Source organism: Candidatus Saccharimonadales bacterium (genome assembly GCA_035317825.1).
Lineage (GTDB): Bacteria > Patescibacteriota > Saccharimonadia > Saccharimonadales > Saccharimonadaceae > DATHGB01.
Window position 1 is genome coordinate 72,204 of sequence record DATHGB010000020.1, and the last position, 24,447, is coordinate 96,650.

At 46.3% G+C, this 24,447-nt stretch carries 22 protein-coding genes; 7 read left to right on the forward strand and 15 right to left on the reverse strand.

Translation table 11 applies throughout. The features are described 5' to 3' along the window. Positions 1 to 91 precede the first annotated feature (91 nt). Complete coding sequence (locus tag VK497_04215) at positions 92 to 1,843, forward strand: ABC transporter ATP-binding protein (protein ID HMI09566.1); 1,752 nt, start codon at positions 92 to 94, stop codon at positions 1,841 to 1,843. Beyond that, entirely contained in the window at positions 1,836 to 3,602 is a 1,767-nt protein-coding gene (locus tag VK497_04220) for an ABC transporter ATP-binding protein (protein HMI09567.1), read from the forward strand. Before VK497_04215 ends, VK497_04220 begins: the two co-directional genes overlap by 8 nt. Before the next feature lie 48 nt (positions 3,603 to 3,650). Here the strand turns inward: VK497_04220 and VK497_04225 are convergent, their stop codons facing one another. Beyond that, on the reverse strand, positions 3,651 to 4,382 hold the full coding sequence (locus VK497_04225) for a 50S ribosomal protein L25 (protein ID HMI09568.1): 732 nt from the start codon (positions 4,380 to 4,382) through the stop codon (positions 3,651 to 3,653). Between the two features lie 65 nt (positions 4,383 to 4,447). Here VK497_04225 and VK497_04230 point away from each other — a divergent pair, with 65 nt between their 5' ends. After that, a complete protein-coding gene (locus tag VK497_04230; protein ID HMI09569.1) occupies positions 4,448 to 5,134 on the forward strand; it encodes a VTT domain-containing protein in 687 nt (228 codons plus the stop codon). 1 nt (position 5,135) lies between these two features. Here VK497_04230 and uvrA read toward each other — a convergent pair whose 3' ends face one another. Then, positions 5,136 to 7,955 carry an excinuclease ABC subunit UvrA gene (uvrA, locus tag VK497_04235; GenBank protein HMI09570.1) on the reverse strand — a complete coding sequence of 940 codons (2,820 nt, stop codon included), beginning with the start codon at positions 7,953 to 7,955 and terminating at the stop codon, positions 5,136 to 5,138. Positions 7,956 to 8,085: 130 nt separating this feature from the next. On the opposite strand from uvrA, the gene VK497_04240 reads away from it, so the two are divergent. Continuing rightward, positions 8,086 to 8,376, forward strand: coding sequence for a hypothetical protein (locus tag VK497_04240; GenBank protein HMI09571.1), 291 nt, complete (start codon positions 8,086 to 8,088; stop codon positions 8,374 to 8,376). On the opposite strand, the gene sbcB is transcribed toward VK497_04240, so the two are convergent. Continuing rightward, positions 8,373 to 9,806, reverse strand: coding sequence for an exodeoxyribonuclease I (gene sbcB, locus VK497_04245; protein ID HMI09572.1), 1,434 nt, complete (start codon positions 9,804 to 9,806; stop codon positions 8,373 to 8,375). The genes VK497_04240 and sbcB overlap by 4 nt on opposite strands. 71 nt (positions 9,807 to 9,877) lie before the next feature. Between sbcB and VK497_04250 the strand changes: the two genes are divergently transcribed. Next, positions 9,878 to 10,207: a hypothetical protein gene (locus VK497_04250; GenBank protein ID HMI09573.1), complete on the forward strand. Its 330-nt coding sequence runs from the start codon at positions 9,878 to 9,880 to the stop codon at positions 10,205 to 10,207. Between the two features lie 282 nt (positions 10,208 to 10,489). On the opposite strand, the gene obgE is transcribed toward VK497_04250, so the two are convergent. The 6 genes from obgE to VK497_04280 all read right to left on the reverse strand — a co-directional run bounded on the left by obgE (position 10,490) and on the right by VK497_04280 (position 17,852). Then, complete coding sequence (obgE, locus tag VK497_04255) at positions 10,490 to 11,776, reverse strand: GTPase ObgE (GenBank protein ID HMI09574.1); 1,287 nt, start codon at positions 11,774 to 11,776, stop codon at positions 10,490 to 10,492. A 66-nt stretch (positions 11,777 to 11,842) separates the two neighbouring features. Beyond that, on the reverse strand, positions 11,843 to 13,021 hold the full coding sequence (locus VK497_04260; protein ID HMI09575.1) for a CHAP domain-containing protein: 1,179 nt from the start codon (positions 13,019 to 13,021) through the stop codon (positions 11,843 to 11,845). 320 nt (positions 13,022 to 13,341) lie between these two features. Then, entirely contained in the window at positions 13,342 to 14,526 is a 1,185-nt protein-coding gene (gene mltG, locus VK497_04265) for an endolytic transglycosylase MltG (GenBank protein ID HMI09576.1), read from the reverse strand. After that, the gene (gene ruvX, locus VK497_04270) at positions 14,526 to 14,930 is read right to left on the reverse strand and encodes a Holliday junction resolvase RuvX (GenBank protein ID HMI09577.1); all 405 of its coding nucleotides are present in this window, start codon (positions 14,928 to 14,930) and stop codon (positions 14,526 to 14,528) included. The genes mltG and ruvX overlap by 1 nt, the downstream gene beginning before the upstream one ends. Continuing rightward, positions 14,917 to 16,584 (reverse strand): baseplate J/gp47 family protein, encoded by a 1,668-nt coding sequence (locus tag VK497_04275; protein ID HMI09578.1) that lies wholly within the window; start codon positions 16,582 to 16,584, stop codon positions 14,917 to 14,919. The genes ruvX and VK497_04275 overlap by 14 nt, the downstream gene beginning before the upstream one ends. Positions 16,585 to 16,586: 2 nt before the next feature. Then, positions 16,587 to 17,852, reverse strand: coding sequence for a cell division FtsA domain-containing protein (locus VK497_04280; GenBank protein HMI09579.1), 1,266 nt, complete (start codon positions 17,850 to 17,852; stop codon positions 16,587 to 16,589). Positions 17,853 to 17,988: 136 nt separating this feature from the next. On the opposite strand from VK497_04280, the gene VK497_04285 reads away from it, so the two are divergent. Next, the gene (locus VK497_04285) at positions 17,989 to 18,300 is read left to right on the forward strand and encodes a hypothetical protein (protein ID HMI09580.1); all 312 of its coding nucleotides are present in this window, start codon (positions 17,989 to 17,991) and stop codon (positions 18,298 to 18,300) included. 101 nt (positions 18,301 to 18,401) lie between these two features. Here the strand turns inward: VK497_04285 and VK497_04290 are convergent, their stop codons facing one another. Beyond that, a complete protein-coding gene (locus VK497_04290; protein HMI09581.1) occupies positions 18,402 to 20,288 on the reverse strand; it encodes an alanine--tRNA ligase in 1,887 nt (628 codons plus the stop codon). A 123-nt stretch (positions 20,289 to 20,411) separates the two neighbouring features. Here VK497_04290 and VK497_04295 point away from each other — a divergent pair, with 123 nt between their 5' ends. After that, entirely contained in the window at positions 20,412 to 20,570 is a 159-nt protein-coding gene (locus VK497_04295; protein HMI09582.1) for a hypothetical protein, read from the forward strand. 173 nt (positions 20,571 to 20,743) lie between these two features. On the opposite strand, the gene mnmA is transcribed toward VK497_04295, so the two are convergent. The 5 genes from mnmA to VK497_04320 are packed head-to-tail and all read right to left on the reverse strand — an operon-like array spanning position 20,744 to position 24,359. Further along, a complete protein-coding gene (gene mnmA, locus VK497_04300) occupies positions 20,744 to 21,784 on the reverse strand; it encodes a tRNA 2-thiouridine(34) synthase MnmA (GenBank protein HMI09583.1) in 1,041 nt (346 codons plus the stop codon). Beyond that, entirely contained in the window at positions 21,784 to 22,386 is a 603-nt protein-coding gene (locus VK497_04305; GenBank protein HMI09584.1) for a YdcF family protein, read from the reverse strand. Before VK497_04305 ends, mnmA begins: the two co-directional genes overlap by 1 nt. Further along, positions 22,383 to 23,534 carry a cysteine desulfurase family protein gene (locus VK497_04310; GenBank protein ID HMI09585.1) on the reverse strand — a complete coding sequence of 384 codons (1,152 nt, stop codon included), beginning with the start codon at positions 23,532 to 23,534 and terminating at the stop codon, positions 22,383 to 22,385. Before VK497_04310 ends, VK497_04305 begins: the two co-directional genes overlap by 4 nt. A gap of 20 nt (positions 23,535 to 23,554) precedes the next feature. Then, the gene (locus VK497_04315) at positions 23,555 to 23,986 is read right to left on the reverse strand and encodes a hypothetical protein (GenBank protein ID HMI09586.1); all 432 of its coding nucleotides are present in this window, start codon (positions 23,984 to 23,986) and stop codon (positions 23,555 to 23,557) included. A 13-nt stretch (positions 23,987 to 23,999) separates the two neighbouring features. Then, complete coding sequence (locus tag VK497_04320; GenBank protein HMI09587.1) at positions 24,000 to 24,359, reverse strand: hypothetical protein; 360 nt, start codon at positions 24,357 to 24,359, stop codon at positions 24,000 to 24,002. Positions 24,360 to 24,447 lie beyond the last annotated feature (88 nt).

Consider the following 24,447-nt stretch of genomic DNA (forward strand, 5'->3'; position numbering starts at 1 on the left):
CTCGTCTGTAATCCTCTACTCGCGTACGATCGGACGACCGGTCCAATAGCGAAAACCAACAACATCATCAAATTTGCAGAAAGGATCTCCCTTGCAAAGCTCTATTATTCGTTTGTTCTGGAAAAGTGCCTGGCATTATCCTATTAGAACAGCTATTGCCCTTGTTAACCCTATTATTACCGTAACGATAGGGGCGTTTATTGGACCATATCTTATATCAATCCTTCTTGAGAAATTGCAAACAGGTACGTTGACCCTTGAGGCTAGCTTACCTTTTATAGTCCTCTATGCCCTGACGCAAATTTACGGTGAAGTTATCGGCTGGCGCATTACGCTTTTAGCCGCTTGGACCATGGAAATAAATACTCACCGTGACCTTTACGCCCGAATCTTTCGTCACCTTGCCGAACAAAGCCTTGCGTTTCATGCGAATCGGTTCGGCGGTTCGTTAGTAAGCCAAACATCCAAATTCACAGGGGCATTTGAAAAGTTCTGGGACACCCTTATATTTCAAATGATGCCGGTCATTACCAGCATTGTTGCAGCCATTATCATCCTTGGCTTCTTTTTCTGGCAATATGCGGTCTTCCTCGGAGTCATGTCGATCATTTTTGCTATATTCGTGTTTTATACTTCACGCTCCATGGCCGCTCTAAATACGCGTGAAGCGCAGGCTAGTACGGCAATGACCGGACGTATAGCAGATATAATCACCAATGTAATGGCCGTCAAATCACACGGGCACGAAGATCGAGAAGGCAACAACGCATACGACCTTGCGTCAAAATGGCGCGAACGGTCCCGCGATACGTTGATGGGCTTCTTAAAGGCCAGTACCGGATACTCGACAATGATCGTGATCATTAATACAGTTGCTCTTGTGGCAGCAATTTGGGCAAGCGAGAACCATCTTGTCTCTATCGCCACAGTCTATCTAGCAATTACGTATACCTTTACGGTTGCCCGTCAATTATGGGAAATGAATAGTATTATGCGTAACTATAATCGCATAATGGGCGACGCCCACGACATGGCAGAGATCTTAACGATTAAACCTTCAGTAGCCGATAATGGCGGTGAAATTCTAGCAGCTAAAAAAGGTCAGATTGATTTTAAGAACGTAACATTTACCCATGATGAGGGCGAGGGTAATACTCTTTTCAATGACTTCTCGCTTACAATTCGTGCAGGTGAAAAAATTGGCCTTGTTGGTCATAGCGGTTCCGGAAAAACGACGCTGACAAGACTTCTCCTCCGATTCTCTGATCTAGATAAAGGCATGATCACTATTGACGGGCAAGAGATTTCAAAAGTTACCCAAGCAAGTCTACGTAAAAATATCGCCTACGTTCCTCAAGAACCACTCCTTTTTCATCGTTCACTCCGTGAAAACATTGCGTATGGCAAACCAGATGCAACCGATGATGAAATTCGTAGCGCAGCCAAAAAAGCGCATGCTACTGAATTCATCGATAAGCTGCCTCAAGGTTTAGACACGATGGTCGGCGAACGCGGCGTTAAGCTATCAGGCGGACAACGACAACGCATCGCGATCGCCCGTGCTTTGCTTAAAGACGCTCAAATTCTCGTCCTCGACGAAGCAACCTCCGCATTAGACAGTGAGAGCGAAAAGCTTATCCAGGCAAGCCTTAGTGAGCTCATGAAAAACCGTACGGCTATCGTCATCGCTCACCGCCTTTCAACAATTCAAAAGATGGATCGAATCGTTGTTCTTGAAAACGGGGTTATCGTAGAAGACGGATCGCATGGTGAACTATTAAAACGAAAAGGTATCTACGCGCAATTGTGGGCGCATCAATCAGGAGGGTTCATCGATGAATAAAAAATCCAAGAGTAACTTTGAACAACAAACTATTCGTATATTTTGGAATATAATTTTAAAGAATAAAAAACTATTTCTGCTTTCTCTTATCTACTTCGTTGGTGTCATTGGCGTCGGTGTTATGGTTCCTTTCTTAGTTAGCTCAACACTTGCAAACTTAGCGACTGGTCACACTGATGTCACGCAAAACCTATTGTGGCTTGGTGGCGTGGCCCTCGTTGGTGTGCTAGGAAACCTAATTGGCTTTACGAGCCTAATCCGGCTGCAGGCCAAATGCTCTTACGATGTCCTTGAACTGGCGATGACAACACTACTAAAACGAAGTACCGGTTTTCATGCAAATAATATTGGCGGGAAGTTAGTTAATAATGCCCTGGAATACCCTCAAGCGTTTAACCGCCTGCTCGACAGTATCTATATCAGTATTATTCCCTTTTTCCTTGTTATGGTGGTTGGAATTTCAATCGTTCTTAGTCACTCAATCGAAATGGGTCTTGCCCTTATTGCTATTGTCGTCATTACTGTTGGAATGATTATTATTGAAAGTATGCGCCGCTCCGGTCTTCGCGTTGATCGTAAAAAAGCTCAAAACAAAGTAATCGCTCATTTATCCGATACGGTCATCAACATTAATGCTGCCAAAACGTTTGCTAGGGAACGAGATGAATTAAATACACACCGATCTCTTAGCACTAATTTGCTTAATCTACGGCTAAAAGATTGGTCATCAACAGCACGTTCGGGTTCTTTACGCATGGGCATATTACTCGGTATGCAAGTTATTTTTATTGCCTATGTTGCGCACCTTATTCGTCAAGATCCTTCAATTCTTGCTATTGGCATATTCTCATTTACCTACACGATATCTTTAACTAGTAAATTGTTCGAGGTTGGCACCATGATTCGCAACATTGAAGAGTCGTTCCTTCAGTCCGCATCTATGACCGAAATACTTCTACAAGATAGTGAGATCATTGATGCGAAAGATGCGAAATCTTTAGATGTAAAAGAAGCCGTAATCGACCTGAAAGACGTGACTTTTGCCTACCAGGATTCATCACAGCATGAAGAGGTATTTAGTAACTTAAACCTCCGTATTCCCGCTGGCCAACGTATTGGACTGGTTGGGCCAAGTGGCGGTGGAAAGTCGACATTAACACGGCTCTTGCTACGTTTTGATGACATTAACGAAGGAACAGTTGCAATTGATGGACAGAATATTCATGATGTGACACAGGCTAGTCTTCGCCAATCTATTTCATATGTGCCCCAAGAACCACTGTTATTTCATCGTACAATTATTGAAAATATTGCCTACGGAAAACCTGATGCAACCGAAAAAGAAGTTCGCGCAGCAGCCAAACTAGCTTATGCAGATGAATTTATTCAAAAGCTACCACAAAAATACGAGACCATTGTCGGCGAACGCGGCGTCAAACTATCTGGTGGACAAAGACAGCGCGTCGCTATCGCTAGGGCAATCCTAAAAGACGCTCCTATTTTAATCCTAGATGAGGCAACGTCAGCACTCGATAGCGAAAGTGAAGTATATATTCAAAAAGCCCTTGCTGAGCTTATGAAAGGGCGAACAACACTTGTCATCGCCCACCGTCTTTCGACAATTCAAAAACTTGATCGTATCATCGTACTAAACGATGGCATCATTGAAGAAGATGGATCACACACAAAACTTATAGAAAATAAAAAACTATATGCCAAGCTGTGGGCGCATCAATCCGGCGGCTTCATAGAGGAATAAATAAAATCCGCTACTTCTAGCGGATTTTATTTAGATTAGACTAGCTATCTATTTATTAGCGTCAACGTTTGACTGTTTTGGTTCATCCTGGCCTTTGCCACCTGGACGAGTTTCTTCAGCTTGTGAATCCTGGTCAGTGTCTTCACCGTTCTCGGCTGTCACTTCGCTTTCATCAACAGCGTCACCACCAGCAGCATCGTTTGCAGCCTGAAGTGCGCTTGGTTCGTAGACATTTGCGATAACAAGATCAAGGTCTTGATCGTGGTCGGCAAACTCTACGCCTTCAGGAAGTTTAATGTTGGCAAGTGTTAGTTTGTCTTCAGTCCCCGCAAGGTTCACAATTGAGATTTCAAGTGCTTCTGGAAGGTTTGCTGGAAGCGCCCTAATTTCAACATGCTCGATAGCCTGCAAAACCACAAGTCCGGCTTTTTCAGCGGCACTTTCACCAATTCCGATCAAATGAATTGGAACTTCCGTGACGATTTTTTCGTTTTGTTTAATCGTATGGAATGCTACGTGACGAACAAGGTGTTTGACTGGATCAATATCAATGTTTTTAATAATCGCAAGCTTTTTCTTGCCTCCCAATGTCAAATGGACTGGCGTGTGCTTGCCTGCAGCGTGCACAACTTTTGCTGTTTCAACAAAGCCTGATTGTGTCGAGATTGGGTCAGCGGAACCACCGTATACGACGCTTGGTACTAAACCATCTGCGCGTAATTTCTTAACCTGTTTGCCTTCGGCCGTTCGTGCGTCTAATGCTAACGAAATTTCGTTCATATTCCTCCTAATCGGTATATGCCCTTATTATACCATTTCACCGACTCATGTTAAAATGGTAACAGATGATACCTGGATTTGACTTAGCTACTTTCGCGGCGCAGGCTGGGCCTTGGGCGGCCGTATTCGTTTTAATGGCTATTATTTTTGCAGAGTCCGGACTTTTAATCGGCTTCTTTTTGCCTGGCGATAGTATTCTCTTCACAGCTGGATTTTTGGTTCAAACTGGAATTTTAAAATTCGACATCCATCTTTTGGTCGTGTTGGTATTTTTAGCGGCAGTCCTTGGTGATGGTGTCGGCTATCTATTCGGACGCAAGATAGGCCGTAGACTGTTCCAACGTCCTAATTCGCTTCTGTTCCGACAAGAAAATATTCAAAAAGCCGAGGAGTTTTATGAACGCCACGGAAGCATCACTATTGTTATTGCCAGATTTATTCCCATCGTACGTACTTTCGCGCCAATTGTCGCAGGCGTCGGTAAAATGAAATATCATACCTTCCTGACGTTCAATGTTATAGGCGCGCTCCTTTGGGCAGTCGGCATTACCTATGCTGGCTTTTATGTCGGTGCAGGCCTGGAAAAGATTGGCATTGAAGTTGATACGATCCTTCTTCCGATCATTGCCGTTATCATTCTTGTTTCGGTACTGCCCCCTGCCATCCATATATTCAAAGATAGTGGCCGACGAACCGCTATGTGGAATGGTACCAAAAAACAAATCGCTATTCTCTTGAAACGTTCGAAGTAACTTACTTTTTCAGTAATTCTTTAAGATATTGTCCCGTAAACGATTGCTTTTCTTTGGCAATTTCTTCTGGCGTGCCTTCGGCGATAACATTACCGCCGCCTTGGCCGCCTTCTGGTCCCATATCAATAACGTGATCGGCTGACTTAATCACATCGAGGTTGTGTTCAATAATAACCATGCTGTTCCCACCCTCGACAAGCTTTTGCAGAATCGTTAAAAGCCGTTTTACGTCGGCGCTGTGGAGTCCTGTCGTAGGCTCATCCAAGATGTAGAGCGTCTTGCCAGTTGCACGACGGGATAACTCGGTCGCGAGTTTAATGCGTTGTGCTTCACCGCCACTAAACGTTGTGGCTGGCTGTCCAAGACGAATGTAGCCCAGGCCAACTTCAACAAGCGTATCTAGTTTACGTGCAATTGATGGAACGTTTTTAAAGAAATCCGCAGCCTGCTCGACAGTCATTTCAAGCACGTCACTAATCGTCGCGTCTTTGAATTTGATTTCAAGTGCCTCGCGGTTGTAGCGTTTGCCCTTACACTCATCGCAGGTAACATATACGTCTGGCAGGAAGTGCATTTCAATCTTGATCACACCGTCACCCTGACAGTTTTCACAGCGGCCACCTTTTACGTTAAAGCTAAAACGACCGGCTTTATACCCGCGAATATTCGCTTCAGGCGTACCAGCAAACAGCTCGCGAATTGGCGTAAATACGCCCGTATACGTTGCCGGGTTAGAACGCGGAGTTCGCCCGATGGCAGACTGGTCAATAACGATTGCTTTATCGAGGTGTTTTATGCCTTCGATATTTTCGTGTGCACCCGGTACGACATGCGAACGGTGAAGCCTTGCCGAGAGTTCTTTAGCCAAGATATCGTTTACGAGTGTTGATTTACCACTGCCACTGACACCACTAACAACAGTAATGACGCCCAGCGGGAAACTGACATCAATATTTTTAAGGTTGTTTTCTTTGGCGCCGCGAATAACAAGACTTCGGTCTTTTACGACCGTACGACGCTTTTTAGGGACATCGATCTTTTCAGTACCCTTTAAATAACGCCCCGTAATACTATCTTTATTATTCGCAACTTCTTCAGGCGTGCCCGCAGCGACGACGTTCCCACCCGCCACACCAGCACCTGGACCAATGTCTAATAGATAGTCTGCATGACGAATCGTGTCTTCGTCGTGTTCAACGACCAGCACGGTATTACCTAAATCACGAAGGTGTTTAAGCGTCGTAATTAGGCGGTCGTTATCGCGTTGGTGCAAACCGATTGACGGTTCGTCTAGTACGTACAGAACGCCTTGCAGACCAGACCCAATCTGGGTCGCCAAACGAATACGCTGCGCTTCACCACCCGAAAGCGTATTGGCGGCACGTGAAAGTTCAAGATAATTCAGTCCAACGTTACTCATAAAACCAAGTCGTGCCGTAATTTCTTTCATAATCTGACGCGCAATAAATAGTTCGCTGTCAGATAATTTCAATGTGTTTTGGAATAGATCAAGTGCAGAATCAACGCCAAGATCACAAATATCCATGATGCTTAGATCATGTACGGTAACCGCTAAAACGACAGGTTTTAGCCGCGCGCCGTTACATGCATGACAGCGGCGTTCGCGCATAAAACGCTCGATATCTTTTCGCATAAACTCACTGTCAGTTTCTTTGTGGCGGCGTTCAAGGTTTGGAATAACGCCTTCGTATGTTGATTCATAGTGGCGACCACCCCCCAGGTTAACTGTGTATTTTTGCGTACCAGTTCCATACAGGATTTTTTCCATATCCTGCTGCGTTAGCTCGCTCACGGGAACTTGCAGACTAAAGCCATGTTCTTCGCCAACTTTAGCAAGGCGTTTCATGTACCACGCGTCGCTATTCACACGGTTGTACGGACGAATCGCGCCTTCTGCAATCGTCAGATTCGGATTAAACACCAGATCAGGATCAACCTCCAGGCGACTGCCTAGTCCGGTACAAACAGGACATGCACCTTGTGGAGCGTTAAAACTGAATAGCCGAGGTTCTAGTTCGGGTATTTCCTCGTTTGGGTGATCAATACAGGCATATCGCTGGCTAAACGTCACGATATCGTCTGATTCTACGTTCAGCAGTTCAACGACTCCTTCAGCAAGCTCTAACGCTTGTTCGACGGACTGCGTCACGCGTCCAAGCATCTCGCCGCTCATTGCGATACGGTCAACCACGATTTCAATATTGTGCTTGTAGCTTTTTGCGAGTGTTGGAAATTCGTCAAGCGCGTAGACGACGCCGTCAACACGGGCACGGGCAAAACCAAGGCGACGGTATTGTTCAGGAATATGAGCGAATTCACCCTTTTTGTCTTTGATAACAGGCGCAAGAATCATCAGGCGCGTACCGTCAGCAATCTTCATAATTTCGTCAATGATTGCCTGTGGCGTACGACGCGAGACTTCTTTGCCGCATACAGGACAGTGCGGTACGCCGATACGCGCAAACAAAAGGCGCATATAATCGTAAATTTCGGTTACCGTCGCAACGGTTGATCGCGGGTTGCGACTGGTAGATTTTTGATCAATAGAAATCGCAGGGCTTAGACCCTCAATCGAATCGACATCGGGTTTGTCCATAATACCCAAAAACTGCCTGGCGTAGCTCGAAAGGCTTTCGACGTAGCGGCGTTGTCCTTCTGCGTAAATGGTATCAAAAGCAAGCGATGATTTACCGCTTCCTGATAGACCAGTAATGACGACAAGCTTATCTCTTGGAATCTCAACTGAAACATTTTTTAGGTTGTGCTCGCGAGCACCAGTAACACGAATAACCTCTGGCATAACGCCTTATTATAGCACGGTTTAGCAAGTCTTATCCAGTCCGCCGGGCAACATCGTGCTTATCGTTGCAGGTGTCAGGCGCGAATGCTATATTGGTGTGAAGTTCGTTTACTAAAAGAGGTGCGGAAACATGAAAAACCCATACACAATCGTTGCGTTATGCTTAATCGGCATCGCATTTTTCCTAAAAGCCGGCGTTGCGAATGCATTGCTACTGTTTTTGTTAGTAGGCGCTATTCCTGGAACGTCGTATAACGTTCCGGCAGCAGGTATGTTGTTCATTGTTCTAGTACCCGTGTGGCTTGTCCTTGTACGGATTACAATGCTAGAATCTGTCCAAGCCTGGATCAAGAACCAAATCAATCGTGGCAGCGCTACGCAAAAGAAACGTTTGCCCCGTAAACGTTTCGAGCAGGTCTAGGGCGCTTCCGCGTCAGAAACGTCAACTGGCAAAACGCTTTCAGCCCAAAGCTGTAATTCCTGCAAAATAAATTGCTTATTATCATCTGTTTCCGTTGCCGCGAGACGCTGCAAGGATTTTGTGAATACAGGAAGTTGCGCAGTAATGTGGTTTGAGCGCCACTCTTCCCACGCGCGCGCTTCGTCTTCGCTGAGAATCCCTGGGAAATTACGTGCTTTATAGTGAAGTAAAAGTGGAGCAAGCCGGTCATCACTAAATTCAGGATTAAAATCAGCCAGTTCACGCTCAGATGCGTTTCTGACCGTCTCGCACCTTAAACGGTCCCTGTCGTTCAAAAATCCGTCGTAAAGTTTTGCTTCCGGATCGGATGCCTTTTTAAATTCAGGGCGGTTTTCAAATAATGAACGGATATTCTCGGCAAAATGCGGAGCTGACAGGAGTAGTTTCTTGTTCTTTTCAATCATTGCTTTATCGAGATGAATGCGGTTCCAGCCGTCACTTTGTTCCAGTACGCCAACGGGCGCAACCGCAGGTACTCGATTATATTGCAATTCCTTAACGGGAAGTTTTTGAAACCCCTCGCTCTTTCGCTCTTCCCAGGTGGCATAAAACTTCTTTTTAATATCTTCCATGCTAAGATTTATAAAATCCGCTGGGTCATACCGAAGATCATACACGACGACATTGCTGTTTTTACCACTCGTTAACGGAAAAGCGATGGTCGTTTTGTCATGCTCACTGTCGTAGCGTCCGCTTGTATAGACAAATGGTTTTTTATCATCCAAATTAACCAGTGATTGTACTTTTTTCTTGTCGCGCATCGTAAAAAGATAGTCGTATAGTTGCGGCTGTTTTTCTTTGATCAATTTTGCAACAGCGATCAATGCCTCTACATCGCTAAGTGCATCATGCGCTTTGAGGTGATCAATTCCATTTTCTTTCGTGAGCAGCTCCAGACGGTTCGTAGGTTTTCCATCAACAACTGGCCAGGTTATACCATCGGGGCGTAAAGCCCTTGTCATACGGACAACATCAAGCATGTCCCACCTTGAACGTCCATCCTTCCAACTCCATTCGTAAGGATCGCGAAACGTTCGCCAAAAGAACGCCCTGATAAATTCGTCGTCAAACCGAATATTATTAAATCCAATTGTTACCGTATCCGGCGTAAAGATTTCATCTTGCAAGAAAGTAGCGAATTCCGCTTCTGTCAGACCATCTGCCTGGGTAGATTGAGGAGTAATTCCCGTCACCATCAATGCCTCCGGGGCTGGTATCGTATCCTCGGTTAGTTTTACGAGGACATTGTGTGATTCGCCAATCTGGTTAAAACCAGTATCCGTACGAATACCCGCAAATTGCATAATTCGGTCATTTCGAGGGTCAAGCCCGCTTGTTTCTAAGTCGTAAAAAAAGAAAGTTTGAGACATAAGGTTTATTATACGCTAAAAACAAAAACTCGCTGATTAGCGAGTTACGGAACTGGATTAAATTATCACAGTTGGATATAGCCGAAGCGTACAGAGACCGGACCAGGCACGAGCCGCAGGGAGTTGATCCCTGCGAACTCATGCCTGGTAGGCGATCTGCGGACGGTATCGTCGAGCACCGGAAGTATCCGGCGTCGGTCGACCGCGTCCACAGCGCCTCGGGCAGTCTCAGAATGGGTGTCGTCCGGACGTACCCGTGTCATGCAGACCGCATGGCACTTCGGTGGGTACGCCCTTGGCCGATCGTTCGTACATCTCGTTCCCTTCAGACATTCGTGCGTGTTGGCGTCCGTCGTGACGCCGCTCGCCGCTCTTTCTTCTTTGGTCGCCTAAAAGATTAGTACTAGGTAAAACCAGCTTCGGGGTGAAGCAATTTCGCCTCCTTCACTAATACCATTATTAAACCGACAGGGAATGGCCACGGTTGGCCGTAGTACTACGCCCGAATCCTGACAATTGTCCGAGGTATCCGTCGTAGATTTCTATCTACTATTCATAAATAGAAATCTACGACGGATGCTATATCCAACTTGTGAATGTACTACAGAAGTTTTCACACAATCTGATAGTGTTATACACAATAACACACAAATAGAATTATGTCAATACTATTCTGTGGGCGGTTATTGTTCTAGTAGGGTAAACTCATGGCCACCAATTTCGATGACACTATCGCCTACCGCGCCTGCGCGAGACAGTTCGTGGTTTACACCTAATTTTTTCAAGATATCGCGAAGACGATTTACCCCTTCGAAATTACTAAAATCAGTCCGTCGGGCAAATTTCTCAACCTTATCCCCACGCACGACAAAATGACCAGTCTCTTCGTCTTTTGTCACTGTCCAGGCATCAGCAATCTGGTTATCCGTAAGGCGGATCGTCACAAGATCGTCGTCGTCAGCATCAATTTCTTTTTCGATGCTTCGGATTGCTTTTACCTTGCTATCCAAGGCCCGAAGTACTTCCGTAAGTCCCTGATGAGCACTTGATGAAATAACAAATACGTCAGCACCGTTTTCAGTTGCTTCTTTAACCGCATCAACTTGCATTGCAACAATCTCATCATCCAGGCCTTCAGCCTTTGTTAACGCGATTACTTCTGGACGAGTGAGTAGTTCCGGACTGTAGCTCGCAAGCTCTAGGCGGATTGTTCGATATGCAGCTGCTATATCATCGCTATAGATATCAATAAGATGCAGCAGGACCGCTGTACGTTCGACATGACGAAGAAATGCGTCACCTAGGCCTTTGCCTTCGCTAGCGCCTTCTATAAGCCCTGGGATATCAGCGATAAGTAAACTGGAGCTGTCGATGTCCGCGACTCCAAGGTTTGGAGTTAGGGTTGTAAATGCATAGTCGGCAATTTCCGGACGAGCGTTGCTTACGACGGATAGAAAGGTTGATTTACCTGCATTAGGGAATCCGACCAAACCTACATCCGCAAGCAGCTTTAATTCAAGCTCTGCTTCAAACGTGTCACCAGCTTCGCCTAATTCCGCCATGCGGGGAGTCTGACGGATAGATGATTTGAAGTGTGCGTTTCCAAATCCACCATCACCACCCTTAGCGATCACCACCTCTTGTCCATTTTCAGTAAGATCGGCAATTATTTCACCGTTACGCTTCACTAGCGTACCCATTGGAACTTTGATGCGCAAAGCTTCGCCAGATTTGCCACGCTGATTCTGCTTACTGCCATTACTGCCAGCCGGAGCCTTTAGTTCTGGTTTGTATCGAAAGTCGATAAGTGTGTTGAGATTTTCCGTAGCGACAAAGATAACGTCGCCGCCTTTCCCGCCGTCACCACCGTCAGGTCCGCCTTTATCTACGTAAATTTCCTGACGAAAACCAACGGCACCGTTGCCGCCTTTTCCTGCAGAAATAAAAACTTTGGCGGTATCTACAAACATTCTTACCCAGTATAACAAAATCGCCCCTGATTTGACAGGGGCGATTCGATTTATACAATATTTTGACTAGTGAATATAGTAGAAGCTACCAACCTGCGACGCAGGAATTGTTCGCTCATCGACAATATTACCTTGCCAGTTGTAGTTCATTTCCGTCACCGTAACGCTTCCGTCAGCGTTAACGCTTTCGACAACCGCAACGTGACCATACCCACCACCGTTCTGCATGACCGCACCAGCTTCTGGTTTTTGGTCAACACGGAATCCGTTGGCAGATGCGTTAGATGCCCAGGTTGCAGCATTTCCCCAGAAGCTTCCGACAGGTCGTCCAAGCTTTAGGCGGCGCTCATAGGCGTACCATGTACAGTTGTTACGGGCATAGCCGTTACCTGGTGAGCTCGGTGAGCTATCCCTATAAAGGGTTCGCATATTTCCACCTATATAACCACCAGCGCTAAATGAAAGGTATACACCGTACGACGAAGAGCGTGGGGCAACATACCCTGGGCGTTCTGTTTCTGGTAGTGCACCGCCAGGGATAATCAGCTTCTTACCTACTTGTGGCGCGCCTAGTTCAAGGTCGTTAAATGCAACCAAACGATTTTTGTCGGCATTATACTTAGATGCGATAGAATCGATCGTATCACCAGTTTTGACCGTATAGAATACACCGTCCAAGGGTGGAATCGTAAGGTCTTTCCCTGCTTCTATAGCGTCCGAGTTAAGATCATTAGCCCATTTGACTGTGGTTGCAGAAATACCAAACTGAGCTGCAATAGCTGGGATCGTGTCACCAGCTTTGGTGATATAGTGTCTAACCGCACGACCATCAGCCGAAGGCTGAATAATTTGTGGTTTGGCAATAATGTCATTTTGCGTTTGTGTCAATTCCCCTGCAACCGCTAAGGAAACAGAGAGGTTGGCAATGTTAGGAGCGATTGATAAATCGCCGCGCTCAGCAATACCAGCTGCAACGTTTGTTGCGACAAGCTGGTCAACTGAAGGTTGGTCAAATGACCGTGTAGGATTCAAATTATCACTTGGAACGACAGCATTTGCTATGCTGTCAGCTTTTTGTGGCGGCTGGTAGCCAATGGCAACCATTGACATGATAAGCAAGAAAACACCAACATAGGCAGCTATAGTGGTTGACTTGGGACCGCGCCTAGCTCTTTTAGAACTGACACGATGACGAGCAAACACTTGTTGTTTTAACTCAGCAGTTGTCGCTTGGGCAGAGCCCATAGCGGATTCAAACTTACTAATTATTGTTCTCCTGCCTGTTGCATTACTGCAAAGGCGTCTACCTTACTTTGTCTTTCTTCTCGCAAATAGAACAGGGTACGTGTGTCGACCGATTTCATTAATGATATTAGGTGAAAATGTTCTAAGTTCAGTACCCGTAACGACATTTGTCGGTAGGCTCATTCATGATCTGTGCTTCCCACTCGCATATGAGGCCGTTAGCCGCATTAGTAGACAGAGTCATCAATGTGCTGTCATTAATTGTATCAGCTATTGCAAAGTATGTCAATTTATTTTATGGTTATAAAAAATTGTCAAGTTTACGGTATTAAACACTTCACCTTACAGTGGTCACGAATGTTTGCTTCGTGCTCCTCGTTTGTGCGTGCAAAATAGGTTACATCGTCATCACCGCTTAAGAAGTAAAGATAATCACCACTTGCAGGGCCGGCAACAGCCTCTAGAGCAGAGAGACCAGGAGTAGCTATCGGTCCTGGAGGTAATCCAGGGTATTTACGGGTGTTATACGGTGAATCCAGACTTGGAGAGGGGTCTACGCCTAGTTTTTTTGCCGCATATTGATAAGTGACATCCGACCCAAGTGCCATACCGCTGTTAAGCCGCGAGTAAAAGACCTGTGCTACTTGTTTTTGATCATTTTTGTTTGAAACTTCCCGCTGAATAATAGAGGCGAGAGTAATTCCCTGATACAAATCCAATCCATGCGCTTTAAAGCCATCAATGAGGTTATTTTCGGTAATAGTCGAGTAATACTCATCAAATGTCTTGGTAAGAATATCTTCGACTGTCGCGCTACTGCTAAAATTATATGTTTCCCCGTAAATGTATCCCTCTAGGTCAGCAGACTCAGGCTTATCTTGGAATAGAGGATGCGTATAATTTTTGTTTAACGCGGCATCTACCTCCGCTTCACTATAGCCAGCAGCAATTAACTTGGTACGATTTTCGGCAAGCGTTGCACCTGGGAGAAATGTTAAGTTAAATTCATCCGTTCTACCAGATACGATATGCCCGACTATGTCTTCTGTTGATTCTGAAGGGGACAAATTATATGTTCCTGCCTGAAGCGTTGCACGCTTCCCTGTTATTCGTGTGTATATATCAAACGCGAACTGACTACGAATAAGCTTTTTTTCCTCAAGAAGCCGCGCAATCTGTGCAGGTGAACTTCCCGATACGATTTCTACCCGGGTACGGCTTTTGTCATTACTATTTACGGGGGTAAGAGAAGCTTTGTACCACGTTAGTCCGCCCAACGTTAAAATGGCCAAAAGCGCAACGATTCCCCCGGTAATCCATAATACAAGCCGTTTTCGGCTCTTTTTAGGTGGTTTTACGTCTAAAACAGGTGGCTGAAGGTCTGGCGCGACCTGCTGTAACCGTTGAGCCGCAATGGGCGCATTAGGACTCATGGAAGGATCAGTAGGCCTCAGGGGAGTATTTTGAGGCCCTAGGGGTCGTTTTTGAGGCTTAAAACCGTCCATTATAATCTCTCCAGGAAATCCTGCAGGATAATTGTGGCTGCCTGAGCATCAATGTCTCCCTTTGTATAGGGTTTACCTTGCGCTTTTAGGCGCTGTTCAGCTAGGACACTCGTCAAAGATTCGTCCTGAAAAACAATATTTGATGCCATATCGCGGAGTTGTTTAGCAAACTCTTCAACATATGCAGTCTGTGCGGTTGGTTCTCCGGATTGGTTACGAGGATAGCCGACAACGATTGTATCCGTATTTTCATTAACAACCAGTCGTGCGATCTGCTCAACTTCAGTCCCGTCAACTTCTATTGTTTCAAAAGGAATCGCAATACGCACACCACTATCACCAACAGCGACGCCAATCCTTTTCTCGCCTACATCTAGTGCGAGGTATGATTTACTTTGACTCATTCAGATTAAATTCTACAGAAATACGTTTCACATCGTTCGGCGCGCTATTCACCCAGAAAGGAGAGAATTTAACATCTACATTATCTACTCCTGGAATTGATTCGATATTTGACTGGATATCTCCGTAGCGCTTGCCTTTTGCTGCGTTTTTAATCGCATCGTCATTAATTTTTGGTCCAACCTTTGCGTTAGCGACAATATTTGCACTGAATCCACCTTGGACTTCGGTCACATTCGTGAATGTCGCCTTGTCCTTGCCGTTGTCATAAACGCGCTGCTCATCTTTACCTTCTAGTTGTTTTGCAAAATAATCGTCCAGGTAGTGGCTAACTTCGGATTTGTTAACACCCATCAAACTATATGTCACGCTACCGGCTAATTTTGCCTTGCCTCCAGATGCTTCTTCTCCGACGACTGGACTTGGCTGGACTTGGCTTCGATCCGCTTTAAAGGTAGCATCGAGGACAACACTGCTTGTTTTCAGCTGATCATTCAATTGTTTTTTAATACTGTCATTATTCTGTGTAGCCAATTGTTCGTTGGCTTTTTGCACATCCTCAGCAGTGACAACAGTAATTGTCTTGTCAGTTCCCCCGGATGTAGTACTCGTAAGGCTCGCTGAAGCACTCGACGGTGCGCCACCCATACTACCTGAAGCGCCGTTATACTTTGTACCAGCTGCCGCGGCAGTTACGCCGACAGTTACGCTTCCCGCACATGCCGTAGGGAAACAGCTCCCACCTACGGTGCTGGCAGGAATAGTCGCATCACTATTTGTCGTAAACACCAGTCCGCTACTCGTCGTTAATTGTGACCCGGCGGGAACAACCGTAGGATTCAAAGATTGCTTCGATAGACTCACCGTCCCGGTCGCTTTTTCTCCTACTTCCTTCTTGCCTGTCGCGTCAAATGACAGGTTTGCATCTTGTTTTTGCTGCTTACTAGTAGTTTTGATCGTACTTGTCGTAAGGCTCGTTGTCCCGTCTGAAACAAGATTCACCTTGGCGTTTGCCGAAGCGTCGGTGGTTCGCGCGCTAATAATAACCGTTGCATGAGGCGCAAAAAAGATTGCCCAGACAAAAAACGCGATTAAAACGAGGACTCCGCCTGCGATAAGAACGACTTTTTTACGAAACGTACTAAAGTTAGGTACTTTTACGCCGCTTTTAGTACGTGGCTTACCAGGAGCTTGCCCTGGAGCGGGAGGTAAAGCATGAGCTGGTTTTTCAGCCGCGTTTTCACTTAGCACTGCTTCGATAGCAGCGCTCGTTGATCCGTCTGCGGATGCTTTTTGATCAGCTGTTCGCGCTAACTCGCCGACTGGTAATTGCGCGCCGTCAATAATATCATCGCCATCATCAATATCAAGCGCGGGGATCTCAGCAAGTTCAGGTTTACTCTGTAGATTCTTGGCAACTGGGATTTTCGCAGCCGCGGCAAGCGCACTAAGCGCTGCATTATTGCTAATCAAAACAAGATGTTTATCATTTTGGGTTGCCGCGCGTGATAATAGATGTAAATTGACTGCACTCTGTAAAACGCCTACGCGCTTAGGCGGAACGAGTGCGACGATCTTTTCTTTAGAACCTTTAACTTTACCGATAATAGCGGTAATGTCATCTTCTACGTCTATGTAAATTACATCTTTATTCATGTTTATATTCGTAAAATTCGATTAAGCTTATCCTTGATGGTATCTGCATCACTACTACCCACTATTGTATCATAGCCAACCCTTAGAAGGCCCATGGCCGTAATGAAAGTATGGTCATTTGCGGCACCGGTCGTATCGGTAATGCCGACTACTTCGCTAGGCGAAATATGCTGAACGGTTGGGCGCTTCGTGAATGGTAATTCTTTGTACCAGTCACGTTCGGATAATGCCTCGACAAGTTTTGTCAGGCTCGCACCACCCCCACATAGTAAAATTCGATTTGGAAGATGATCGACAGAGTCAAACTCGCCAAGCGCAAGTTCTACTCCTGCAAGCCACACATCAAGCGTCTTATCGATCGCAGCGTTTGCTTCTTTAGCGACACTCGCCTTGATCTGCGTACTATCAATGTTCACCTTTAGTTTTTCAGCATCGTTATAGGTAAGGTCCATTTCGCTCGCGATTGTCCTAGTGAAGCTTCGTCCACCAATACCAAACATTTTGGTGCCTTCAACGCCACCGTCATTTACGACAGCGATATCCGTTGTTCCACCACCGACATCGGCTAGGATTGCCGTAAAGTTACTGCTGGCATCTGCCCCTAGGACCGCACGGCTGACAGCGAATGGTTCAGCGGCAACGGCAACTAATTCCAAAGCTAGCTCGTCAGCAACACGTTCAAGCGCTCCGATATGCACCATCGGCGCAAAAGCGGTATATATTTGGACAGCAACATCACGTCCCTGAAAACCAATCGGATTTGATACTTTGTAGCCATCAATATGAATACTGACGAGGGCACTGTTCACTAGTTTTACTTCGACTTCTTCATTACCTGTTTCAAGCGCAATCTGTTTTTGCGCTTTACCCTGAGCACGTTCTTGGACTTTCTCGATGATAAATTCCATTTCGGCAACATCAAGTGGACGGTCTGGCTGTGGTCGGCGGTAGCGGATAGTATTTGTGACGCCTTTTACTAGTTCACCAGCTATTCCGATAACCGCGCGCTTTACTTGCAGGCCTGCTTGGTCCTCGGCTTCGCTTAACGCTTCTTCACAGTTGCGGACAACTCCGGAAATATCCGCAATTGCGCCTGAGTGCATGTCGCTGATATCTTGCCTGGAACGGCCAACCCCGACGATTTCCAATGTGTCATCTTTTTGCTGGGCAATAAGCGCCTTCACGAATTCCGTTCCAATATCAAGTGCTACAACATAGTCGCCGTCAGTCTTAGCTTTTGCCCTAGAGAGTAATTTTTCGAAAACCATAATTAGTATCATTATATACCATATGGCCAGATAGCAACACTATAGCCCTTCAGCTTATTGTTGCTTTTTATATTTATATATGATATAGTGTTATTATTCGTTTTTCCCATTGTCTACCGTCGCGTAGGAGAGAGTAATGAAGTTGCAGATCGGATACTGCACAGGGTGGCTCGCTGCGTATGGTGTCATCGTTGGCATCATCGGAGTAGGTTTCTGGTTCGCAGCGGGTGCTCACGCCGCTACGACCAACTCGATGAGCATGCTGTGGTGTGCGGCCATCGGCGATGAGCCGCTGAATGCCCCCGCATGCGCGCCGGCTCGCGTCGACCTCTTTAGTGAGGTGTTCGTGAAGACGCTTGCGCTCGCCATCCCCATCGGACTGACGTTCATCGTCGTCGGGACGATCATCTTCCTGCGGTTATTCAACCGCAAGGAAGCCGCTGCGTAGCAGACTCCACCTACAACCAACGCCGTTCACGACTAGACGAAAGTGATGAAAAACGAAAATTGACGAGCCTCCCTACGGGGATCAGCTCGTCATTTTCATACTTATACTAAAACGGCTTTGATACGGCGAATGCCGGCGGAACTAGCTTCTTCTTTGGTAATTTTGAAACGTTTGCCGTCCTCTGCCAACTGGCCCGTATGGTCTACGTGAGGACCGCCGCAAATCTCTAAGCTGGCGATATGATCACCTTCACCCATTTGATAAACTTTTACAGAATCCTCGTAGCGCTCCCCGAACGGACCAATCGCACCCATATCAAGTGCTTCCTGGGTCGGGTATAGTTTGAACGCAACAGGCAGATCTTCTGCAATCCACCCATTGACTAGCTCTTCCGCTCTCGCAATTTCTTCGGGTGTTACTTTACTGTCGTGGTTAAAATCAAAGCGAAGACGTTCTTCGGTAATATTGCTGCCGTGTTGGCGCAGTTCAGGACCAAATAGCTCGCGCAGAGCCGATTGCAACAGGTGCGTTGCGGTGTGGTATTTCTTGTGCTGAAGTGTTTGGCCACCTAGCCCGCCCTTAAACGCGCCCTTTGCTGCAGTCTGGCTACGAGCACGCTGCTCGGCCATTTTGTCATCAAATTCTTGACGCCAATTCTCGGACAACTTGATGTTTTGTTTAGATGCCTCTTCGGTAGATAGTTCAACCGGAAAACCAAACGTGTCATAAAGAGTAAATAGTTCGTTGCCAGTTAGTCCATCTTCGGCAAATTTCTCTAATTGCTTTAGGCCTTTACGTAACGTTTGACGGAAGACTTTTTCTTCTTTGGCAAGCGTTGCAATAACCTCGTCGCGTTTTGTGGCGACTTCTGGATAGTCATTGTGGTACATGTCGGCAATAACAGGCACGACTTCTTCGAGGAAGTTTTGTTCGATACCCAGATCAAACGCAAAACGAATCGCACGTCGGAGCAGCCGGCGCATAACGTACCCCTGCTCTTTATTAGCTGGTTTTACGTCGTCAACAGCAAGGAACGTTGCCGCACGAAGGTGATCGGCAATAACACGCATGCTTTGAGTGTGGTCTTCGTATTTTTTACCACTAAGAGTTTGAAGTTTTTCAACGATTGGCCAGATCAGGCTTATTTTAAAGACATCAGGACTATTGATTTGAGCAGCCGCAATACGTTCCAGGCCGCCACCAAAATCAACGTTCTTGCGTTCGAGCGGTTCAAAGCTACCGTCTTCTAGCCGGCGATACTGCATAAAGACCTGGTTGCCAATTTCCATAAACTGGCCACTATCGCTTGCTGGGTGCGCCAAGCCAAAACCTTCGGCGTGGTTTTCGAGACCGAAGTCGTAAAATACTTCGCTGTCAGGGCCGCACGGGTCGCCGATCGGTGTTTTGTTTAACCCGCCACCGCGTGACCACCAGTTTTCGCTGTCATCATAAAAGAAAATGCGTTCGCCTGGGTTGATACCTCGTTTATTGCCGTCTTCTTGTGATCCAATTTCAACGATCTTGGCTTCGATTCCCTTTTCCGCGAAAACTTTCTGCCAAATATCCGCCGCTTCATCGTCACGGGGAATGCCATGTGCTTCGTCGCCAATAAACGCAGTCACGTAAATCTTGCTTGGATCAAGCCCGACTTCGTCTGTTAAAAATTCAAAGAACCAACGGATTTGTTGCTCTTTAAAGTAATCGCCCATACTCCAGTTACCAAGCATTTCAAAAAAGGTTGTATGGCGGTTGTCGCCAACGTCTTCGATATCCTGTGCCCGTAGACAAGTTTGACTATCGACCAGACGTACACCAGCTGGGTGATCTTTACCTAAAAGGTATGGCAAAAGTGGCTGCATGCCGCTACCCGTAAATAACGTCGTCGGGTCATCTTTTAGCATTAATGGGGCACGTTCAATAATCTCGTGCTGGCGATCATTAAAGAACTTTAAATAGGCGTTTCGAATATCTTGGGCGGTTTTTGTCATATTACCTGTTATTTTATCATGATACGCTGTAAAAAATAAGCTTTAGGACTAGTAAAAAGTGACGAAAAATGTTATGGTAGAGCCTGTCCATATTGGATAAAGTGCAGCCCGGAAAGGCAAGTCATGCCCAAGAAATTGATCATTTGGATCTTGATCGCCCTCGCGGCTTTCTGGATCTTCACCGAGCCGGAGAGTGCGGCCGATGCGGTCGGAAGGGCGTTCAGCGCCGTCGGCGATGCGTTCGGGTCGGTCATCACCTTCCTATCCGCGCTGTTCAACTGACCAAGTAAGGCATTCGTCATGAACGTCACCGAGTCCAAGGACAAACCTGTGCCGGCCAAAAAGAGGCTGTAGTCAGTACGATATAGACCCCGCGCACAGGGAAAGCCGCAGCAAGCGGGTCTGGATGGGCATTACTGCTCCCGACCTCCGACTTACTGCGGCAGCTTTTCTTTTTAAACGATTATTCCGCCACCTAGACAGATGTCATTATTGTAGATAACAACAGATTGCCCTGCGGCAACCGCTCGTTCAGGCTCGGTAAGTTCAAGTATCGCCTCATTATCCGAGGTTGTTTTTATATGCGCACGAATTAATTTAGCGCGGTGACGTACGCGAATCATATACTCACCGTCGTTTGGTGCTTCATTGATCCAATGAACGGATGCTAGGTTAATTGAATTTTTCCAAAGCGTGTCATCATTCAGATCAGTCGTGACATAGATTTCATTTTTTTCCATGCTTTTACCCACAACGTAGTACGGCAAACCGCCGCCAACATCCAACCCATGGCGCTGGCCAAGCGTATAGAATATCGCACCATCGTGATGACCAATTGTTTTTCCGGTTTTTTTATCAATAATCGAACCTGGTGTTTGTTCAACATACTGGCTAAGGAAATCCCGGATGCCAACTTTACCAACAAAACAAATTCCCTGGCTGTCTTTTTTACCAGCCGTAAATAACCTGCGTTCTTCGGCCATTTTGCGTACAGTAGGTTTGGTAAATTCACCAAGCGGAAAGAGCGTTTTTTCAAGTGCTTTGCCTGTCACACGATACAAAAAGTATGTCTGATCCTTGTTGGTGTCCTCGGCCATTTTCAACACGCCATTTTCTACTCGCGCATAGTGTCCGGTGGCAATCATGTCAGCACCGTCTTCTAGCGCAGCATCCAAAAATAGCTTAAATTTCACTTCTTGGTTACACATAATATCTGGATTAGGCGTACGGCCTAATTTGTATTCTTCGATCATGTAGTCAACGACTTTGTGTTTGTATTCGTTTTCAAAATCAAAAACTTTAAAATCAATTCCTAGCTGCACGGCGACACGCTTCGCATCAGCTAGATCATCCGCCCACGGACACTTCATACCAGGCAAATCTTCTGTCCAGTTTTTCATATACACACCAGTCACGTCATGGCCTTGCTCAACCAAAAGCGCGGCAGTCAGACTACTGTCAACTCCGCCGCTCATGCCAACGTAAATGTTAGCCATTAGCGTGTGCCCCCGATGTAAAAGGCGATAATCTTCACAAACTCGCTGATTGCCAAATACCATCCGCCAGGCGTTGCCCACCATACACTCGACCATTGGTTATCGTTTCGTGCAGGATGATTACGAATCGTTACGCCAACGGATCGTTTAGCAAATTCCAGACCAGCCCGGCGCTGGTGATACGGCGATGTCACTAAAATAACTGATGAGATTTTATTCGCTTCAAAAATCGTTTGTGTATTTTCTGCATTCTGCTTGGTCGTTTCACCATATTCTTCGGTGAGGATATCTTCGTCGGGCACGCCTGCGCTTCTAGCCTGGCGTCGCATTGCCTCAGCATTGCTTGGACCGGATTTGTCTTGGGCCGCACCCGAAAAAATAAGCTTTGACGCCCAGCCATTTTGGTACAGGGCAACCGCTTCGTTCGTACGCGCAGTTGTATCTCCGCCGCTTACGGCAATAATCGCATCAGCCGGCATACAATCTGATTTTGTTGTCGTAGGTTCGGTATCACAGCCAGCAAGATCGTTTGGTGAAAGATAATTATTTAGGCTAAGTACCATAATAATAAACGTCACAAACGCGACAATTAATATTTTCACTTTTTGGTCCTTTGAAATTCACGGCTGACCTCTTCGATAATAATACTTGCTGCCCGGTTGGTATTATCTTCATTCGAAAGATGACCCAAAGTCAATCGAAGGCTTCCGTCGGCAATTTCAGGGGCTAGCCCAATAGCCGTTAGTACGTGCGAACGCGTCCCGTAGTTAGCGGCGCAGGCACTCCCAGTCGCAACGAAAACCGCTCGGGCTTCAAGTGCAAAAACAAGTCGTTCCGCATCAATATTAGGAAAAGAAATATGGAGATGTCCTGGTAAACGGCGTTTTTGATGTCCGGATAATACGGCGTCAGGAAATGCGTTTACGAGTTGTTTTTGCAAACTATCACGAAGTGCCTGCAAACGCTTTGCTTCACCATTATGATGGCCCGTGGCAAGTTCGAGTGCCTTGGCAAACCCAACGACACCAGCGACATTTTCGGTACCACTACGAATGCCCCGCTCTTGCCCACCGCCTACAATTTGGGGGTTGAGGCGAACGTGACTCGCCGCCCACAACAGACCGACTTGTTTTGGCCCATAAATCTTACCTGCATTTAAGGTTAGTAGGTCAACGCCTAGACGCGCGACGTGCACGTCCAATTGTCCGACACCTTGCGACGCATCACTGTGAAAATACAGAGGCGTTGTATCGCCTGCACTACGACGTCTTTCGCGCTCTTCTCGGATAACTGCCGCAATATCCCGGAATGGTTGAATCGTTCCTAGTTCGTTATTAGCAAGCGCAATGCTAACCAGACGCGTGTCTGGTCGAATAGCTACTTTTACACGATCGGCACTTACCATGCCGCGTTCATCACTTTCAACAATTGCATGGTCAAGCTTGGCAGCAGCGGCGAGCACGGCATGATGTTCGATATTTGCCGTTACTACGTGGCCTTCGATACTGTTGAACGCTAAATTAATCGACTCGGTTGCACCAGCGGTCATGATTAATTCATCAGGTTTTGCACCAATCGAAGCTGCAATCACGCCTTTTGCTGCTTCGTACTCACGACGTACGGCAAGCGCTGGCGCGTAGGGACTAGAAGGGTTATAGAATTTCTCTGTAAAATATGGGCGCATAGCAGAAAACACGCGCTCATCAAGAGGCGTGGCAGCAGCATGATCTAGATAAATTGACTCACCCATTACTTTTATAAGTATAGCATTTAGGAAAGGTCTTTGCCTGTCTGGGGATCGCGTTTATAAACCTTACGGGCTACTTGTTCATAGTACATACGGATGGCAACCTGCAAATTTTGTAATTCCTCGCCCTCGATATATTTATACCTGGCGCCTTCTTGGACTTTTAAAATTCCCTTATCGTGCAACTCGTACCTTGTGGTTGTCGTACGCTGAGTGCCCTTTTCGTCTTTCCATTCCTCGTGCCAAATCCAAGTCCTCTCATCAAGACAAAAGAATTCTCGGCGATGACCATTAGGAATAGGGCCAAAAATCGATGCGCCAATTTGGCTTTCTAGGCTCAATAAGTCACGCTCAGTCAATTTTTTGAACGGGCGGTTTTTTGGCATGCGTAATTTGTCTGGTGATGCAGGCGTACCAGTTAGGAGGCTGAGTGCTTTTTTAAATACATCACTCATATTTTTGTCCTCTTTATGCCGCTAGATCGAAATCTTGGCGAGTTCCTTTTAACATTTCTTTACGAATCTGTAGTATACGAGCACTCAATGCCTGTTCGGATAGTTGATCAAATGGTATCAATGTCTCTACAGCTGATTGTTCGTGTAAAGACGCTATCTGGGAAAGCTCATAAGAATATGGATTGTGGTTTGCAGGTGTGGCCTGTAACACGGCATCGCCAAAAGCACGTCTTTCGGGCGAAAGAGGTTTGTCATCACTTTTTTCGACAAGCTTGTCAATGTAGGTTTCATTACTACCAGAAACAGTTCCTTCTTTTGAGGAAAGGAATTCAGAAGGGGAAATTTCGGGATTGTTAGATTTTGGAGTCGTCATGACTAATCCTACCTATTTAAAGTTGGCTTTTGGTTTGTTTTTGGTATTAGAGTGCGAATAACGCAGCGGCGTTTGCAGAGGTGGTCGC

Bases quoted from the DNA above. Each gene is read 5' to 3' on its own strand.
- VK497_04240 (HMI09571.1), top strand. From the start codon at position 8,086: ATGAAAAACCCATACACAATCGTTGCGTTATGCTTAATCGGCATCGCA.
- VK497_04310 (HMI09585.1), bottom strand. From the start codon at position 23,534: ATGGGTGAGTCAATTTATCTAGATCATGCTGCTGCCACGCCTCTTGAT.
- VK497_04290 (HMI09581.1), bottom strand. From the start codon at position 20,288: ATGACAAAAACCGCCCAAGATATTCGAAACGCCTATTTAAAGTTCTTT.
- uvrA (HMI09570.1), bottom strand. From the start codon at position 7,955: ATGCCAGAGGTTATTCGTGTTACTGGTGCTCGCGAGCACAACCTAAAA.
- sbcB (HMI09572.1), bottom strand. From the start codon at position 9,806: ATGTCTCAAACTTTCTTTTTTTACGACTTAGAAACAAGCGGGCTTGAC.
- VK497_04315 (HMI09586.1), bottom strand. From the start codon at position 23,986: ATGAGTGATGTATTTAAAAAAGCACTCAGCCTCCTAACTGGTACGCCT.
- VK497_04220 (HMI09567.1), top strand. From the start codon at position 1,836: ATGAATAAAAAATCCAAGAGTAACTTTGAACAACAAACTATTCGTATA.
- VK497_04260 (HMI09575.1), bottom strand. From the start codon at position 13,021: ATGGGCTCTGCCCAAGCGACAACTGCTGAGTTAAAACAACAAGTGTTT.
- VK497_04275 (HMI09578.1), bottom strand. From the start codon at position 16,584: ATGAATAAAGATGTAATTTACATAGACGTAGAAGATGACATTACCGCT.
- VK497_04295 (HMI09582.1), top strand. From the start codon at position 20,412: ATGCCCAAGAAATTGATCATTTGGATCTTGATCGCCCTCGCGGCTTTC.
- VK497_04280 (HMI09579.1), bottom strand. From the start codon at position 17,852: ATGGTTTTCGAAAAATTACTCTCTAGGGCAAAAGCTAAGACTGACGGC.
- VK497_04285 (HMI09580.1), top strand. From the start codon at position 17,989: ATGAAGTTGCAGATCGGATACTGCACAGGGTGGCTCGCTGCGTATGGT.
- mltG (HMI09576.1), bottom strand. From the start codon at position 14,526: ATGGACGGTTTTAAGCCTCAAAAACGACCCCTAGGGCCTCAAAATACT.
- obgE (HMI09574.1), bottom strand. From the start codon at position 11,776: ATGTTTGTAGATACCGCCAAAGTTTTTATTTCTGCAGGAAAAGGCGGC.
- VK497_04230 (HMI09569.1), top strand. From the start codon at position 4,448: ATGATACCTGGATTTGACTTAGCTACTTTCGCGGCGCAGGCTGGGCCT.
- ruvX (HMI09577.1), bottom strand. From the start codon at position 14,930: ATGAGTCAAAGTAAATCATACCTCGCACTAGATGTAGGCGAGAAAAGG.
- VK497_04225 (HMI09568.1), bottom strand. From the start codon at position 4,382: ATGAACGAAATTTCGTTAGCATTAGACGCACGAACGGCCGAAGGCAAA.
- VK497_04320 (HMI09587.1), bottom strand. From the start codon at position 24,359: ATGACGACTCCAAAATCTAACAATCCCGAAATTTCCCCTTCTGAATTC.
- mnmA (HMI09583.1), bottom strand. From the start codon at position 21,784: ATGGCTAACATTTACGTTGGCATGAGCGGCGGAGTTGACAGTAGTCTG.